The organism is Paenibacillus sp. CR_12 (genome assembly GCF_041953985.1).
Classification (GTDB): domain Bacteria; phylum Bacillota; class Bacilli; order Paenibacillales; family Paenibacillaceae; genus Paenibacillus_AQ; species Paenibacillus_AQ lautus_A.
On record NZ_JAVFHO010000006.1, the window covers coordinates 178,772 to 194,335 of the forward strand.

A 15,564-nucleotide genomic window follows, 5' to 3' on the forward strand; every position below is an offset into this window, starting at 1 on the left:
GAGAATCGCCTAATGAAAGGAATTATCAATTTCTCGCTGCGCAACAAGTTTGCGATCTGGCTGCTGACCATCATCGTCAGCTTCGGTGGATTGTACGGCGGACTGACGATGAAGCAAGAAACCATTCCGGATATTAACGTTCCGTTCTTGAGTGTCACCGCCATCTATCCTGGTGCATCTCCCGAAGGCGTTGTGGAGGATGTAACCAAACCGCTCGAGACGAGACTCCGCAATATCGACGGCGTCAAAACCGTAACCTCCACTTCCATGGAGAACGCAGCGAATGTCATGGTTGAGTTTGATTATGGTAGTGATCTGGACAACGCTACGGCGGCTGTTCGCGAAGCCATCAACGAGGTAAAGCTGCCTGACGACGCCCAGAAACCTACCATATCCAAATTCAGCATGAGCTCCATGCCGGTTGTCTCGTTAAGCATTGCTAACAAAGACAACATGGAATTGGATGAATTGACCCGCATCACGGAGAATGACATCGTTCCCGAGCTGGAGGATTTGGACGGGGTTGCTTCCATCCAGGTAGCCGGCCAATTCGTGAATGAGGTACAGCTTAAGTTTAACCAGGACAAAATGAGCGAGCTTGGCCTGACCGAGGATACCGTCAAAGGTATCGTGCAAGGTTCGGCGCTGTACGCTCCGCTCGGCATGTTCGAAATGGAAAAGTCCCAAAAAGCCGTTGCCGTTGATGGCGGCATCATCGGCATCGACGATCTGAAGAATATCGCCATTCCGGTCATTCCGGGTGGCGGCGGGGCGGATGCGTCTGCCAGCGCCGGTGCTCCGAATGCCGGTGCAGGCCAGCAGCAACAGCCGCCTGGCGATGCTGCAGGGGCCGGCCAGCAAGCCGTGCCTGGTGCTGGCGGTGCTGGTGCTGGCGCTGGTGGACAAAATAGTGCTCCTGGTATGCCAACCGGCATTCCAACCGTCAAACTGAGCGAGATTGCCAAAATTGAAGTGATCGGCTCCTCGGAATCCATCTCCCGCACCAACGGGAAGGAATCGATCGGTATTCAAATCGTAAAAGCAAACGATGCCAACACGGTTGACGTCGTGAACCAGGTCAAAGACAAGGCCGAAGAATTGAGAGGCCTGTATCCTGGCATGGATCTGACGATCATGCTGGACCAAGGCAAGCCGATTGAGGACTCTGTCCATACGATGCTTTCCAAGGCATTATTCGGTGCGTTGTTCGCCGTTCTGATCATTATGGTCTTCCTGCGCAACATCCGTTCGACGATTATTTCGATCATTTCGATCCCGCTGTCCTTGCTGATTGCGGTTCTGTGCCTGAAGCAAATGGATATCACCTTGAACATGATGTCGCTCGGTGCCATGACCGTTGCCATCGGCCGGGTTGTCGATGACTCCATCGTGGTTATCGAGAATATTTACCGGCGCATGTCCCTCTCGACCGAGAAATTGAAGGGCCGAGAGCTCATCAGCGCCGCTACGCGCGAAATGTTTGTGCCGATCATGTCCTCCACCATCGTGACCATCGCGGTATTCCTGCCGCTTACATTGGTCAGCGGCATGGTAGGAGAGCTGTTCATGCCGTTTGCATTGACGATGGTCTTTGCCCTGCTTGCTTCCCTGGTCGTGGCGATTACGCTCGTACCTGCCATGGCGCACAGCCTGTTCCGCAAAGGCTTGAAGAACACACATGATCATGAAGAGAAGCCGGGTGCCATGGCCCGCGGCTATCGCTCCATCTTGAAATGGACCTTGAATCACAAAGCGATTACCTTCCTGGCAGCCATCGTGCTGCTCGTTGGAAGCTTGTTCTTGACCAAGTACCTGGGCGTAAGCTTTATTCCGGAACAGGAAGACAAATACGCGATGGTCACCTATTCACCTGAGCCTGGCGTAATGCTGGAGGATGTTGAGGATCGAGCCTTAAAAGCCGAGAAGCTGATCCTGGATCAACCAGGCGTGCAATCGATGCAATACTCCATCGGCGGAAGCAATCCGCTGGGCATGGGCTCCGCCAATTCAGGATTGTTCTACGTTATGTATGATCCGGACACGAAAAACTTCGAAGACGTCAAAAAGACGCTCATCGAAGATCTTGCCAAGGAAGTGCCGGACGGCACTTGGTCCAACATGGACATGGCAGCCGGCGGCTTTGGCGGCAGCCAGCTGACGGTGAACGTCTTCGGCGACTCGCTGGAGCAGATCAAGCCGGTGGCCGATCAAATCGCAGAGCTTGCGAACAAGGATACCGCGACGTTTGAAAATGCGGAAACCAGCTTGTCCGAAGCGTTTGAGCAGTACACGCTGGTAGCCGATCAAGAGAAGCTCAGCTCACTGGGCCTGACGGCCGGACAGCTGGCCATGAAGCTGGCCCCGGTACGGGAACGTCCGGTCTTGACCGAAGTCAAGATCGAAGGCAAAACCTACAATGTTTATATTGAAGCGGACAGCAAAACCTACAAGAGCATTAAGGAAATCGAGAACGAAACCGTGACCTCTCCGCTTGGCATCGAAGTGCCGATCAAGGATGTGGCCAAGGTGGAAAAAGGAACCACGCCGGATTCCATTACGCGCATCGACGGTAAAATGGTTGTGAGTGTCACAGCCGACATCCTGTCCAGTGACGTAGGCTCGGCTTCGACCAACCTGGAGACCGAAGTGAACAAGCTTGAGCTTCCAGACGGCGTGTCCGTCCAATTCGGAGGCGTCACCGAGCAAATTAACGAAACCTTCGGACAGCTCGGGCTTGCGATGCTGGCGGCCATCGCTATCGTATACTTTGTACTCGTGGTTACGTTTGGCGGGGGACTCGCTCCATTCGCCATCCTGTTCTCGCTGCCGTTCATTGTCATCGGCGCTATCATAGGCCTGCTCGTCACGGGCGAAACACTGAACGTGTCTGCACTGATGGGCGTGCTCATGCTGATCGGTATCGTTGTGACGAACGCGATCGTGTTGATCGACCGCGTGATCCATATGGAACGCGAAGGAATGAGCACGCGCGAAGCCCTGCTCGAAGCCGGCGCTACCCGTCTTCGTCCGATTCTGATGACGGCACTGGCAACCATCGGCGCGCTCCTGCCTCTCGTATTCGGCTGGGAGAGCAGCGCAGGCATTATCTCGAAAGGACTCGGCATCACGGTTATCGGCGGTCTGATCAGTTCCACGCTGCTGACGCTCGTGGTTGTACCGATCGTATACGAGTTCCTGATGAAGTTCAGCAAGAAAAGAATCGAAGATTAATTAGAACACCAAACGCCCCGGCCCTCCTAATTCAAGGAGACCGGGGCGTTGTTGTGTTTGATGATGATATGATTCTGGCGCTAATGCACCAGCATGGCTTCCTTGGAATGCTTCCAGGTCTTCAGCATGTTCAGATCCTGCGCGAGGAATTCCTCCAACAGGCTGAATAACGACTGGTATAGCGGACTTTGCGTGGACCCCTTCAAATCCTTGCAGAGGGATGGCACCCATGACAACAGATGCTCCTCCAGAAACTTCTCTTGTACCTCCATTAATTGCAACATGCTATCTTCACAATACGTATTGTTCAGCATACGGTCATGAAGCAGCGTCATAAATTCCAGTTCAATGGCTATATGATCGTCCGCTTCGCCATGCAGTTTATTAAAGGCAACACCGGCGGATGCATAACACTCGGCCAAATCCTGAGCGCATCCATCCTTCGTATAATGGGATTCCGCGGCCTGGCGAGGTTTGGACTGCTGAAGCAGCCGGCGGTATTCCGCCCTCTCATATTCGCAAATCCGAACCAATTCCTCAGGCGAGCGTCCGCATAAATATTTCATCAGGTCCGTACCGGCCTTCGAACACTCCGCCGCCTTGCTAATTCCGCTCCCGCGGCTCCATTCCGCAATCATAGACAAGCTGGGCCAATTGCCCAAAAAATCAATCAGCAGCTCGTAGACCGTCCCCCGGTTTTCAAGCCACCTGTGACAGACGTCAGGCACCTCCAAAGTTTGAACAGGTGATATCGCCATATCGAACCTCCTATTGGTAACCTTTCTTGTTGGATGTGATATCCTTGACAGTATATCTTAGATGAACGTCTAATGAAAGCAGTTTGAAATGATTTCCGAAAATTTCGGAAAAATCAGGAAACTTTCGGAAATCTAGAATGTCACTACTCGCTTTCAAGGGGAGAAAGCTTTGGTCCACAGGTTCAATATACAGGATTTAGAAAGCGTTTTCTGTGATGCTTCTCACAAATCCTTGAACTTATGCGTGCGGCTTGTCCGGCTGACATGACCCTTACAATGCATTGACTCCTGTTCGGGGAATGGCTACAATGTGACCATGCACGCTAGTAAAAGGGGGATTTCCATGATCGAACCGCTTAAAGATTCCTTCGGTCGTGTCCATGATTATATTCGAATCTCGGTGACGGATCGGTGCAATCTTCGTTGTGTATATTGTATGCCGGAAGAAGGGATGGAATTCCAACCTCACGATCAGATAATGAGCTATGAAGAGATCGCCGCGATCATGCGCGTTCTGGCCCCCATGGGCGTCTCCAAAGTACGCCTTACCGGCGGCGAGCCGCTTGTGCGCAAGGATCTGGAAACCTTGGTCCATCTAATTGCTTCCATTGAAGGAATTCAAGATATATCCCTCACCACCAACGGGATCATGCTCCCTTCCAAGGCCCGCCTGCTGAAGGAAGCGGGACTCACCCGCATCAACATCAGCTTGGATTCGCTCCAGGAAGAGCGTTACGCTCGCATCACGCGCGGCGGCCGGGTGCATAAAGTGCTGGAAGGCATTGAAGCCGCCTATGAAGCCGGCCTGAATCCGATCAAGCTGAACATGGTGTTAATGAAGGGCTTCAATGAGGACGAGATTCGCGACTTTATCGCCCTGACGCTTGATCGTCCCCTTCATGTCCGCTTTATTGAATACATGCCGATCGGCCAAGCATCCGATACCTGGCGGGATTCGTACCTGCCGCTGAGCCGAGTAGCCGAAGTGTGCCAAGAGGCCGGCTGGGCCATTCAAGAAGAGCAGGGCCCTTCCGGCAACGGTCCTTCGCGCAATATGAAGGTGGTTGGAGCAACGGGAACGTTCGGTTTGATCCATCCGGTCAGCGATCATTTCTGCGATTCCTGCAACCGGCTCAGGCTGACGGCCGACGGCCATATCAAGGCTTGCCTATATTGGTCGGACGAATTTAACGTGCGCCGCGTCATCGATGACCCTTCGGCGGTGGCGAACCTGTTCCGCAAAGCGCTCGGCGCCAAGCCGCTGAACCATGAAATGGCGCTCGCGCTGGAGAAAAAGGCCCAAAGCCATACTCCTACGGCCCGGCGCATGTCGCAGATCGGCGGATGAGCTTTTGCTCAGCGCATGAGAGCAGAATCAGCATAACCAAAGCAAACCGCCTTTATATACTAGAAAGCCCCGCCAAGCATTCGAATGGCGGGGCTATTTTTATAGGATGCGTGCAGGGACGATCATTCTTCCGTATTCAGCAGACCGCCTGCGGCCTCGTAATCCACGGGCGTATTCATGTTAAATAAGATTCGGCGCGGATCAAGGCCGGTAACCTCCGCTAATTCCTCCTCATTCGCAAAGACGGCATTCAGCTCCTGCACCCACTCCACCATGCGGAGCTGCCCCCGGATCAGCCTGCGCTCAAGGCTTTCCGCGGTCTCTCTGCGATACGCTGCCAGCAGCGGGTGCATCCTTCCTTCCACGACCGGGATTACGGCCTCCGCCGTGTCCTGCTTGTACGCCAGATCCAGCAGCCCCTGGAGAAACCGCTCGTGGATATAAGGCATATCGCAAGCTGCGACCAGATTCCATGTGCTCCGGGAAGACTTCAGGGCGGCGTGAAGGCCCGCCATCGGACCTTGTCCGACATAAAGGTCGGGGACGCATTCCAAGCCGAGGAATTGATAAGGTTCCGGGTCATTGGCAGACAGGATCACCCTTCCGCTGACTTTGTCCAGCGCGTGGACCGTCCGTTCAATCAAACTCATCCCCTCCATGGGCAGCAGCGCCTTGTTTCTCCCCATTCTCCGGGAGGCTCCTCCAGCAAGGGCGATGCCCGTCACTTGACCCGATGGCAGACGAACATCTTGGGAGTGAACGCTCATATGTTCCACCAGCCTTTCTTCGTTATAAAAAATCGGATTCAGTTTATAGGTTAATATCCAGAATAATGGAAAATCATTTAAAAGATGGTTTGTATCCCTTTTCAATGCGTGATACATTGAAAGGAAAGCGGCTTTTTTCTTATACCGCGATTATGGATTGTATTCGGTTTGAAAGGAATGACCTACTTGCGGAATATGGACAATGCTCAACCTTCGCTGACATCGCTCAAGCTGTTCAACTTCTTCATTTACGGAACCATGGTCATCTTCACCGGTTTCTTCCAGTTGTATTTGCAAGATATCGGCATGAGCAAAATCGAAATCGGCAGCCTGATGGCGATTGCGCCATTTGTGTCCATCTTCGCCAATCCGTTCTGGGGATTCTGGAGTGACCGGGCGGCCAACATCAAACGCGTGCTGCTGATCATGATGACCGGTACGCTGCTGCTGGTTCAGCTTGTTTTTCAGGCGAATACCTATGCAATGATATACATGACGATGATTTTCTTTTATTTTTTCCAGACGCCGATGTTCTCGCAGACGAATTCGCTGATTCTGACCTATATTGATGGAACCCAGCAAAAGTTCGGCTCGTTCCGGCTGTGGGGCTCGCTCGGATGGGCGCTGACGGCCATCGCTGCCGGGCCTGTCATCGACCGGCTCGGGTCGGGACGCATCGCCATCGTGTTCTCGATCATGCTGCTGGTGGCGGCCGTGTTCATGTTTACGCTGCCCTCCATTCAGAAAACGGCGGCATCGGCATCGGTCAGCCTCAGGGGGCTCAGCAGGCTGTTCCTGAACTCCTATTTCGTCTGGTTCATCCTGTTAGGCATCATGGTATCCATCCCGAACACGGCGAACAATACCTTTATGTCCCTATACATTCTGGAGCTGGGCGGGACCAAGCAGACGGTCGGCCTCGCCATCTTCTTCTCATCGATATTCGAAGTGCTGATCTTCATTCTGTTTGACCGCTTCCTGAAACGGAAAATCAACGTCCTGGTCGGCTGCCTGACGATTGTCAGCCTGCTCTTCGCGCTCCGCTGGCTGCTTATGGCCGAAGCCAACAGCCCGCTGGAGGTCGCCTTCATCCAGCTGCTGCACTGCGTTACCTTCGGCGGCTACTTCTATGTCGGCGTTCAGCTGACGATGCTGTTTGTTCCGACGCCGTACCGCGCCTCCGGCCAAGCGATCTATACCTTAAGCTGGAGCGGCATATCCGGTGTCATCGGCGGCCTTGCCGGCGGCTGGATGTTCCAGAACTTCGGGGCGCAGGCCATGTACCGGACCGGTACGCTGCTTGCCATCGTGGGTGCCATCGGCTTTGGCTGGATGTGGTACAACCTCCGGAAGCACGGATACCAGCCGCTGCACCCGGACGATCCCGAAGACGACGAGATCGAGGAGTACGCTGCGAGTTAGCGCGCAGTTATCTCCCGTACGATTTTAATTACAAGATGATATCACCGTAAATATAACAAGACTCGAATGAATCCTGGAACGGAATCTTCGAGTCTTGTTTACGTTTAGGGGCCAGGTCGACCTGATCAGCGCCTACCCGTGCCTTTTTTATTCTCTGGCTTGTTTAGTTCTTCGGAAGCTGGAACGAGCTCTTCAGGGAAACCACGCGGTTAAATACCGGACGTCCTGGCTGCGAATACTTCGAGTCGACGTTGAAATATCCGTGGCGGAAGAACTGGAACTTGTCCTGCGGCGCAACATCCTTCATATTCGGCTCCACGAAGCCTTGCACGATTTGCAGCGAATTCGGATTGATGTCGTCCAAGAAGGACTTCTCGGCAGCTGCCTCCTCCGCTTCGCCTGCAACCTCGTGCACCAATTCCGCTTCTTCGTCTTCGTCCTTGAACAGCGGCTCGAACAGACGGAATTCGGCAGGCACGGCCTGCGTGGCCTCCACCCAGTGAATCGTCCCTTTCACCTTGCGTCCGGTAAAGCCGCTGCCGCTCTTCGTCTCCGGATCGTATGTGCAGTGAATCTCGACGACCTTGCCGTTCTCGTCTTTGATCACGTCATTGCACTTGATGAAATACGCATGCTTCAACCGGACCTCATTGCCCGGGAACAAGCGGAAATATTTGCTCGGCGGATCTTCCATGAAATCCTCTTGCTCGATGTAAATCTCGCGCGAGAACGGAATCTGGCGGATCCCCATCTCCGGATTCTCCGTGTTGTTCTCGGCATCCAGCCATTCGACCTGACCTTCAGGGTAGTTCGTAATGACCACCTTCAGCGGGTCCAGCACGGCCATGGTGCGAGGCGCCTTCAGCTTCAGGTCTTCACGGATAAAGTGCTCCATTACTTGGCGGTCCACCGTGCCGTATGCCTTCGAAATTCCCGTCTCGAACACGAAATTGCGAATGGCTTCCGGCGTATAGCCCAGACGGCGAAGTCCGGAGATCGTCGGCATGCGAGGGTCGTCCCAGCCGTCTACGATGTTCTCGTCCACGAGCTGCTTCAGCTTGCGTTTGCTGGTGACCGTCTGCGCCACGTTCAGACGCCCGAATTCGTACTGACGCGGCGTGCTGTCCATCTCGCATTCCGCCACGACCCAATCATAGAACGGGCGCTGATCTTCAAACTCCAGGGAGCACAGGGAATGCGTAACCCCTTCGATGGCATCCTCCAACGGATGGGCAAAAGCATACATCGGATAGATGCACCACTTATCCCCTGTATTGTGATGATGCGCGTGGGAGATCCGGTAGATGACCGGATCCCGCAGATTGATATTCGGGGAAGCCATATCGATCTTGGCGCGCAGCACGCGTTCGCCGTTGGCGAATTCCCCTTTGCGCATCCGCTCGAACAGATCCAGGTTCTCTTCCACGCTGCGGTCCCGGTATGGACTGTTCTGTCCAGGCTCGGTCAAGGTTCCGCGCGTTTCGCGGATTTGGTCGGCGGACTGGTCGTCCACGTAAGCCTTCCCTTTCTTAATCAACAGCACCGCGCGATTGTACATCTCTTCAAAATAATCGGACGCGAACCGCAGCTCTTCCCAATCGAAGCCAAGCCACTTCACGTCTTCCTTGATGGAGTTCACGTACTCGATGTCTTCCTTCACCGGGTTCGTGTCATCAAACCGCAAGTGTGTCCGTCCGCCGAATTCATCGGCCAGCGTAAAATTGATCCAAATGGCCTTGGCATGTCCAATATGCAGGTAACCGTTCGGCTCCGGCGGGAAACGGGTAACGATCTCCTTGACTTTACCGGACTTCAGGTCTTCGGTAATAACATTCTTTATGAAATTGGAGGGGGTGCCCCGATGGTTCTCCACGTTGATCAACCTTTCGTCCTGTAATTTCTGTCTATCTCCTGTATAAACGTGTTTCTCTTAAATATACCTGTAATGACGCGATTGTTCAAGGAATTCGGCACTCCCGCGCAGTAAGCCCGCGACTTGGGACAGGGGGGCCGGCAGGCAATAACTACAAGTCCTCAACCTGTTTGCAGAGGCTCCTCCCTTAGCCGGATATAGCGGCGAAAATCATTTTGACGGGGGCTTTTTAATAGGGTAGCATGGAGAGAAAAACAGTTGAAGGAGGCCGGCGATCATCTTATGAAGCCCAGCAAATTTCCAAAGGAACAGCGCGAACAGCTGATTGAATTGGTGCAGGAATACTTTGAAACGGAACGCGGCGAAACCCTCGGAAATCTGGCCGCGGAGAGTGTTCTTGATTTTTTCGTGGAGACCTTGGGGCCTCATCTATACAATCAAGCGCTCAGCGACTGCCGAACGGTTGTCAATCAGCGCATGATTTCCCTGGAAGAAGATATTTACGCATTGGAGCAAAAAGTGAAGCGAACTCGTTAGAGGTACATATACTTTATACTTCGCAATGGAGAACAAAGGAGATACCGTATGTTTGGATATACATTGGACGATCATGTTGAATTGCGCCCGCTTGCCATCGAACATGCACGGGCGATGTTCGAGATTACCGACCGGTCGCGTGACCGTCTCCGCAAGTGGCTTCCGTGGGTGGATGCCGTCACCGAGGTTAACGATACCCTCAACTATATCAAGGGTGCCATGAAGCAAGCAGCCGACAATGGCGGCTTCTCGGCAGGCATCTGGGTGCGCGAGGAGCTGGCGGGCACGATCTCGTTTCACGAGATCGATTGGAACAACCGCTCGGTCGGCATCGGCTACTGGCTGGATCAGCATTTTACGGGGCAAGGCCTGATGACAAGCGCGTGCCGCGCGTTCACGGATCACGCGCTGATGCGCATGGGCCTGAACCGGGTGGAGATTCGATGCGCAACGGCTAACCATCGCAGCCGGGCGATTCCGGAACGTCTGGGCTTTGTCCTTGAGGGAGTCATACGGGAAGCCGAGAAGCTGCCCCAAGGCTATGTCAACCATGCGGTCTACGGCATGATTCAGAGCGAATGGAAGCGGATGAGGTAACGCATACGGTTTAGCTTCGCCGGTACTGGCATTTTCTATCATCCCAATAAGAAAACGGCTTGTATCCTACCAAAAGGACGCAAGCCGTTTTTGTTGTCCGTATGTGTTCTAGAACGCGGGCTAACCTTGGCTTAGAGCTTGGCAAGAGTCCGCGCGACTTCAATCCTGACGGCTTCGAAGGGTCGCCAGCCATGTCCCGAATTGCGACTTCAAGCTTGAGGCGAGTTCGTCGATCTCCAGCATGCGCTCAAGCCCTTGTTCATCCTTTCGCCCGTCCTTCATCATGCGAAGCACTTCCAGCACCGTGATGCCGGAAGCTTGGGAATCAAGCCGGGTAACGGGGGAGTCTGCGCTGATGCTTCCTTCCTCGAGCACGCGGAAATAAAAACCGCTGTAACCCGTGTTCAGCACCCTTGCCGGCATGTCCTTGACGCCATGCTTTTGCGACAGCTTAAAGCAGGGATATCGGGGCTGGCTGACCTGCAGCACCGCCCCCCCTATCCGGTATACATCTCCAATGCAGACTTCATCCTCCAGCAGCCCTCGCAGCGTCAGATTTTCGCCGAATGCGGCATACGGCATCGGTTTGCACAAGGACCGTTCCCAGTACGGATAATGCTCCGAAGGGTACGCGCACACCGCCTTATCCAAGCCGCCGTGATTGATGAGATCGGCTTGGCCGTCCCCTTCGAAATTCAATGAACTTAGGAACAGGGGACCTTCCACAGGCTGCTTATAAATTCCGGTAGACAGGTCCTTCCCCTGGTAATCCACCGTTACAGGCTTTCCAACGTTCAGCGATACAATGCCCATGGTCATGGAAAAACAACCTCCGCTATCTTTCTTTTCATCTACTATATGCAATCGGGTATGCCCTTGTCCAGAAGCCGTTTCAGTGGGAGGACCCCAAAAACAAAAAGGCCAACCAGAACTCTCTGGTTGACCTAATCATACGAACAGCCCGGCAAAGCCGCCGGACTGTTCAACCCTATGATCTCATCTCTTTTGCATCCGTGAACCGGACCAGGGCGATATCCTGAGGGGAATCATGATAAGAAATAACACATTAAAATATCATCAACGTAACGTCCATCCACGTAGAACTCCCGAATCAGCCGCCCCTCTTCCTTAAACCCGCAGTTTCTGTAAAAGGAGAGCGCGCCCGGGTTGCTGGACAGCACCCGCAGCCTCAGCTTCGCAATGCCTTCCACCCGCGCCATATCCTTCGCCGCCTCGATCAGCCGCTGTCCGATGCCCTGCCGCTGATGGGCAGGGTGGACCGCGATGTTCAGCTCGAGCACATGGCGATTGCTGTTAAGGCCTGTGGGCGAACGGAAGCCGACGTAACCGCACAGCTCCCCCTCGTGCAGCGCAACAAGCTGCGTGCCTGGCGGGCACTGCAGAAGATAATGGTCCCGCGAGCTCCATTTCAGGGGCTCCGGGGCCGTATTGCGATCCCATACCAGTTCGTCGAGTTCCATAAGCGCAGCGGCATCCTTCATTTCCGAGAACCGGATCGTCACTGTCTCTTGACGGGTCTTCATCGACATCCCTCGCTTCGATAACCATTCCCTCCATTATAACAGACCGGTTCGGTTCCTGCAGACGAGTTTCACGGGTTACGATTTATTGTTCATGAACGCCGCCGTAAATATCCACGACGCAGCCTTGTTCGTCATTTCCGGTCAACCGCTTGAAATCTTCGCCCGAGATGCGAACGCCTCCCGTGCGGTAGCGGTTCTGGACCGTATTCGCGGATACATCCTGCCCGTTAATCGTGACACGGGTCCGCTCGGCGCCATCCATATGATAAACGAATGTTACCGGAACGCCGGCATAGTTGAATTGGAACTCCAAGCCATCCAGCGCCTTCGGCAGAACCGGGTCGATCACCAGGTCGCCTCCCGCTTCGCGGATGCCGAGCGCATTGGAGATCAGCTGGTTCATGTAGATCCCCGGACCGCTGGAATAAATCCGCCATCCCCCTTTGACAGGTATGTCTCCGCTGCGCAGCGCATCAAACGATTCCTGGGCTTCGTAGCGCGTGTTGAACTTTCCGTCCGAGCTGCTGAAATATGCATTGCTCTGGCGCAGCTCCGCATTCGGCACCACTTCGGAGATGCCGATCGGGTTGATGCGCTCAAGCCCGCTCCAAACCTCGCTGCTCTTGCCGAGCTTGGCCATGGCCTCGACAAAGCGAATATGCGCATGCACATATTGCAAGCCAACCTCCCGGCCGAAATTCGCCGCCTGCTCCGCCCGCTTAAAGTGGGTGCTGACGCCGCCGGCATATACCGCCGGGCGGTTCATCAGCCTTACGCCGTCGGGACAGAACAGCTGCTCCCGGATAATTTCATAATGGCTGGCCGCCTGCTCGGGGGTCAGCAGCTCGCTGATCATGCTGCGCGTCATCGGGAGCAGGCGGTACTGGATTCCCGTCTCCTCATCGAACGGATGCAGCAGGAATCTGCTCTGCTCCTTGCTCTCCATATAGACAAAGCCCGGAATGACTTCGGAGTTCAGGATATAGGTATTGAAATCCCGCTGAATTCCTTCCGCGAGTTCCCCCATCGCACCCGACATTTCTTGATCCACGCTTTCCATGACGCGGGAGAACTGGTTCAATGTCTGATACGTCAAGGCGACCGTCCAGCTGCTGACCATGAACTGCTTCAGCTGGGCATTAGCCGGCTGCAGCGTATCGTCCCAGTCCCCGTCACCATAAGAAGACAGATGGGTACCATGAAGGAAATGCTCCTGAATATAGGCTATTTGTTTCTTCACATGTTCAAGCACGGTGTACGTCCGCTCCGTAAAATCGAAGCTGTGCTTTCTTGTGTAAGGAACGGCCGACTCCAGGATGCTGTAATCGTTGGTCACGGCCAAATAATCGCCCAGCACCTTCAGCGGCCATACGATGATGTCGCCATGGCTCTCTTCCTGCTGGATATGGGCATACTTATCAAACATGAACCACTGCGGCCAGTTTCCGTCATCCTCATATTGGTGGGAATACACCTCAAGCAGGATATCACGGACCTGCTCGTATTTATGCGTGGCCATGAAATATTCCACGGGTCCCTGGCATACATCGCGCGTTCCCCACGCCGCACCGCCGTACTGTTCCAACCCGTGCGGCACCGAATAATGAACGAGCATGTTGTGCGTATACCACCAGGCAAGCGCATTGACTTTGAATAGGTCGTCATCCTGCCCGTTGTTCAAGCTCAGATGGAACCCGTTCATAACGGATGCGTAAAACGAACGGTAGTTTGCAATTTCCTCATCCGCACTCCGCGCCTCGATTGGAGCATCCGCTGCATCAAGGCTGCCTTGCACCGTCATGGCCCACTCGGCACTCTCGGCGAGCTCAAGCACCGTTAAGGAAGCGCTCCCTGGCGCGACGTTGCTTGCCAGACAGGTTTCGTCCGTCACCTTCATATCGGCTCCCGTCACGCCAAGCCGGTAATGCAGATCCTTGTACACGGACGCGCTCAGCGAAGCCGAATCGGCACGGAACGTGAGGACGCCGTCTTCCTGAACCACATGATACGGCACTTCATATTCGTTGACATCCATCGTCATCTGCATGGTCACCAGATAACGGTAGGCTCTTCCGCTTTCGGAACGGACCTGAAGCGTAACCTCCGGTGCTGTGGCGGACGTGAAATTCGTGATGATCAGTTTGTCGTTTTCGGTTTTATAATACCATCGTACATAGTTAAAGCCGATCTCGAATACGGACGGCATCGTCAAGAGGCGGTACTGTCCGTCCATCTCGACATAGATCCGCTGTCCGGAAGTCTTGGGCACGTTCAGCGCGTTCCGCGCATGACTCATCATTTTGTTAAAGTTCGTGTTCCCCGTGACCAGCTGGGAATTAAACACGCCATACATGTAGGAGGTGGTCGTGATGACCGGGCTGCCCAGCTTGACGTTGTTGCCGCTCATCAAGATATGGCCGTGCGGACGCTCCACGCGAAGCTCCTTCTCCCTCAAAACGATATGCTCATAGGTGTCGGTGAAGAACGAGAGCAGCGCCTCCCCGTTTCGCTCCTCTTGGCGGCGTGCAGGATACAGCGCGTTCAGTTCGTCCGCCGTCAGCGGCACGGTCTTCAGAGGTTCTCCGAAGCTGTCGGAACGTTCCATCTGCGGCAGCTTATTGCCCGTACTGGTCAAACGGCGTGCTTCCGCCTGCTGCCAGGCGGCCTGGAGCTCCTCCTGGTATTCGAGCGCAGTGACGGCATCCGGATGATCCTCCTTAAACAAACCGTAGAATACGAACCGGGACTGGCCGTTCAACGTTACGCGAGGGGACTGCAGAGCCGTATAGGCAAACTCGTATTGATATACCTCATTCGGAAGGTTCTCCTTGGATAAAGCCTCCGCCTGATTCGTCTCTTTATAGGAAAGACCGAAGAACTGAAAGCCGTCCGTGGCATACCCGACCGACGATGTCAGCGATCCCTGCTGAAGATAAGGGAAGACGCCACCCTGCGGCTGATTTTGGCGGGAGCACACGACATAACCCCGATCTTCCTGACGGAACACGGCATGGTCGATGTATTGGGACAAGTACGCTTCATTGTTTCGAACGGCGCCTGGAAGGGCAATCCCGATATCCTGACCATAAACGACGTCGGCTTGTATTCCTTCCCCTTGGAGCTCGATGTCCCAAAACCACGCACCGGCATCCGTCGGGGTAAACCGTATCGTATAGGCCACTCCCTTGACACTGCCTTCCCACATCATCCGGTTATCCGCATGAGTGACCACGCTTCGGGAATGCACCCCGAGCATGGGAACGGCCTCGATGCCGTCTTCGGTATGGATTCTCAGAAACAAATTGTTGAGGGCGCCGTCAATCGAATTGGAGAGCAGTTGATTGATCATCGTCGTGCCGTAAGCAGCTTGATAAAGATCCCCGCTTGGCAAAAAGGTAAACGTCAATTCTCCCGCCTGGAGTACAACTTTCGCATCGTTCATTACATGATTGGCTGTCACAAGTTTCACTTCCTATTCTGCATAAAT

The 15,564-nt window shown here is 54.2% G+C and carries 11 protein-coding genes; 5 read left to right on the forward strand and 6 right to left on the reverse strand.

Going from position 1 to position 15,564, the window contains the following annotated elements:
- The first annotated feature begins 12 nt into the window (after positions 1–12).
- The gene (locus tag RB297_RS22470) at positions 13–3,231 is read left to right on the forward strand and encodes an efflux RND transporter permease subunit (RefSeq protein ID WP_375121490.1); all 3,219 of its coding nucleotides are present in this window, start codon (positions 13–15) and stop codon (positions 3,229–3,231) included.
- 80 nt (positions 3,232–3,311) lie between these two features.
- Here RB297_RS22470 and RB297_RS22475 read toward each other — a convergent pair whose 3' ends face one another.
- Positions 3,312–3,989, reverse strand: a complete 678-nt coding sequence (locus RB297_RS22475) for a TorD/DmsD family molecular chaperone (RefSeq protein WP_096775841.1) — start codon at positions 3,987–3,989, stop codon at positions 3,312–3,314.
- 343 nt (positions 3,990–4,332) lie between these two features.
- On the opposite strand from RB297_RS22475, the gene moaA reads away from it, so the two are divergent.
- On the forward strand, positions 4,333–5,337 hold the full coding sequence (gene moaA / locus RB297_RS22480; RefSeq protein ID WP_096775840.1) for a GTP 3',8-cyclase MoaA: 1,005 nt from the start codon (positions 4,333–4,335) through the stop codon (positions 5,335–5,337).
- A gap of 122 nt (positions 5,338–5,459) precedes the next feature.
- Here the strand turns inward: moaA and mobA are convergent, their stop codons facing one another.
- The gene (mobA, locus tag RB297_RS22485; protein ID WP_096775893.1) at positions 5,460–6,104 is read right to left on the reverse strand and encodes a molybdenum cofactor guanylyltransferase; all 645 of its coding nucleotides are present in this window, start codon (positions 6,102–6,104) and stop codon (positions 5,460–5,462) included.
- Positions 6,105–6,290: 186 nt separating this feature from the next.
- Between mobA and RB297_RS22490 the strand changes: the two genes are divergently transcribed.
- Positions 6,291–7,526: an MFS transporter gene (locus tag RB297_RS22490; protein ID WP_375121491.1), complete on the forward strand. Its 1,236-nt coding sequence runs from the start codon at positions 6,291–6,293 to the stop codon at positions 7,524–7,526.
- 163 nt (positions 7,527–7,689) lie between these two features.
- Here RB297_RS22490 and RB297_RS22495 read toward each other — a convergent pair whose 3' ends face one another.
- Positions 7,690–9,408, reverse strand: coding sequence for a glutamine--tRNA ligase/YqeY domain fusion protein (locus RB297_RS22495; RefSeq protein WP_096775839.1), 1,719 nt, complete (start codon positions 9,406–9,408; stop codon positions 7,690–7,692).
- A gap of 273 nt (positions 9,409–9,681) precedes the next feature.
- Here RB297_RS22495 and RB297_RS22500 point away from each other — a divergent pair, with 273 nt between their 5' ends.
- Both RB297_RS22500 and RB297_RS22505 read left to right on the forward strand, forming a co-directional pair.
- Positions 9,682–9,936 carry a DUF2164 domain-containing protein gene (locus RB297_RS22500; protein ID WP_036662061.1) on the forward strand — a complete coding sequence of 85 codons (255 nt, stop codon included), beginning with the start codon at positions 9,682–9,684 and terminating at the stop codon, positions 9,934–9,936.
- A gap of 48 nt (positions 9,937–9,984) precedes the next feature.
- Positions 9,985–10,533 (forward strand): GNAT family N-acetyltransferase, encoded by a 549-nt coding sequence (locus tag RB297_RS22505; protein WP_009594522.1) that lies wholly within the window; start codon positions 9,985–9,987, stop codon positions 10,531–10,533.
- A 159-nt stretch (positions 10,534–10,692) separates the two neighbouring features.
- On the opposite strand, the gene RB297_RS22510 is transcribed toward RB297_RS22505, so the two are convergent.
- The 3 genes from RB297_RS22510 to RB297_RS22520 form a co-directional block, all read right to left on the reverse strand.
- Positions 10,693–11,352, reverse strand: a complete 660-nt coding sequence (locus RB297_RS22510) for an MOSC domain-containing protein (RefSeq protein ID WP_096775838.1) — start codon at positions 11,350–11,352, stop codon at positions 10,693–10,695.
- A 227-nt stretch (positions 11,353–11,579) separates the two neighbouring features.
- Positions 11,580–12,077, reverse strand: a complete 498-nt coding sequence (locus tag RB297_RS22515) for a GNAT family N-acetyltransferase (protein ID WP_015737774.1) — start codon at positions 12,075–12,077, stop codon at positions 11,580–11,582.
- Positions 12,078–12,159: 82 nt separating this feature from the next.
- A complete protein-coding gene (locus tag RB297_RS22520; protein WP_375121492.1) occupies positions 12,160–15,537 on the reverse strand; it encodes a GH36-type glycosyl hydrolase domain-containing protein in 3,378 nt (1,125 codons plus the stop codon).
- Between the last annotated feature and the right edge of the window lie 27 nt (positions 15,538–15,564).